The 1,533-nt window shown below is 42.2% G+C and carries 1 protein-coding gene; it reads left to right on the top strand.

The window, feature by feature from the left end; all coding sequences use genetic code 11:
- The first annotated feature begins 208 nt into the window (after positions 1-208).
- Complete coding sequence (locus BUA71_RS17360) at positions 209-1,519, top strand: IS110 family RNA-guided transposase (protein ID WP_175545983.1); 1,311 nt, start codon at positions 209-211, stop codon at positions 1,517-1,519.
- The last annotated feature ends 14 nt before the right edge of the window (positions 1,520-1,533 follow it).

The following is a 1,533-nucleotide window of genomic DNA, read 5'->3' as shown; positions in this document are numbered from 1 at the left end:
AAACGGCAATATTGACGTAAACTTACGGTACAAATCAAAAGCGGCCATTTGTAACCGTCTTAGCTATAGTGTATTGTTACCTGTTCGCGAGTGTGGTTCCCATTGATATTGTAAACGAGTATGGTGCTTGCTTTTGCAATGCCCGAATGATAGTCTTGCAAGTTATAAAATCAAGTGGGACCTGGTTGCTTTTTTTAAAATTTTTATGATGGAAAAAATCAGAAAAAATACTGCGGGCATTGATATTGGTGCCAAAGAATTTTTTGTGGGCCTGGAAGGACAAAAAGTAAAAAGGTTCTTCACTTTTACCGAAGATATAGCCGGTCTCATTGCCTATTTATCTTCCCATAAAGTGGAAAGCGTGGCGATGGAGGCCACCGGGGTCTATTGGTACATTTTGTATGATATGTTGCAGGCGGCAGGTTTTGATGTTTGGCTTGTAGATGGCAGGAGCACCAAACAGGTGCCGGGCCGTAAAACCGATGTCAAAGATTGCCAGTGGATTCAACAACTGCACAGCTATGGGCTTTTAAGCCGTTGTTTTATCCCCGAAGATGCTATCCAGGAGCTTCGCACTTTTCAGCGGCTTCGCGAAGACCATATCCGTAGCGCGGCCATGCACATCAACCATATGCAAAAAGCCCTTACACAAATGAATATTAGGTTAAAAGAAGTCATCAGCCAGGTACACGGGTCCAGTGGGATGAAAATCATCCACGCTATCCTTTCGGGGGAAAGGGATCCTGAGGAACTTGCCGCACTTTGCCATATCAGTATTTTAAAAACCAAGAAGGAAGAGGTCGTAAAATCCCTGAAAGGACACTACACCGCCAATCATTTGTTTGCACTGGAACAAGCGGTGGAATGTTATGATTTTTATCAAGACAAGATAATAGCGTGTGATAAAAAAATTCAAGAGAGCCTCCAAAGGCTAAACAAGGACAAGGAAGTTGATCAAAATAAGAAAACCAGGCGCAAGCCAATCCGCCACCACAAGCCAGATATAAAGCACCTTGATCAGTATTTAATGGGGATATTTGAAGAAAAAGACGCCACGGTCCTACCAGGGATAAGTGATTACAACTGGCTTCAATTGCTTAGTGAAGTTGGCGCAGACCTTAGTAAATGGAAAACCGAAAAGCATTTTACCTCCTGGTTGGGCCTGGCCCCCAAACAACATAATTCCGGAAAGAAGAACCGCAACTACAAATCAAAAGGCACCCCAAAAGCTGGGCTGATCTTTAAACAGGCTGCGGCTGGGTTGTTGAACAGCAAAAAAATAGCCCTTGGTGTCTTTGGGCGAAAAATAAGGGCAAAAAAAGGAGGTGCCGTGGCCATTAAAGCCGTGGCAAGAAAACTGGCCGTATTATATTACAAATTGCAAACCAAAGGACTTAAATATGTAGAAAAAGGAATACAGGAATATGAAGAAAAACTGGTCGAACAAAAACAACGAAATATCTTGAAAATAGCAAGAAAACTCGGATATGAACTTTCTGAAAAACAGTTGGTTACATAAATACGTCAATGATA

Source organism: Salegentibacter echinorum, assembly GCF_900129445.1.
Classification (GTDB): domain Bacteria; phylum Bacteroidota; class Bacteroidia; order Flavobacteriales; family Flavobacteriaceae; genus Salegentibacter; species Salegentibacter echinorum.
Note: the sequence above shows the minus strand (reverse complement) of the source record. Positions and strands in the feature narration are given on the sequence as shown.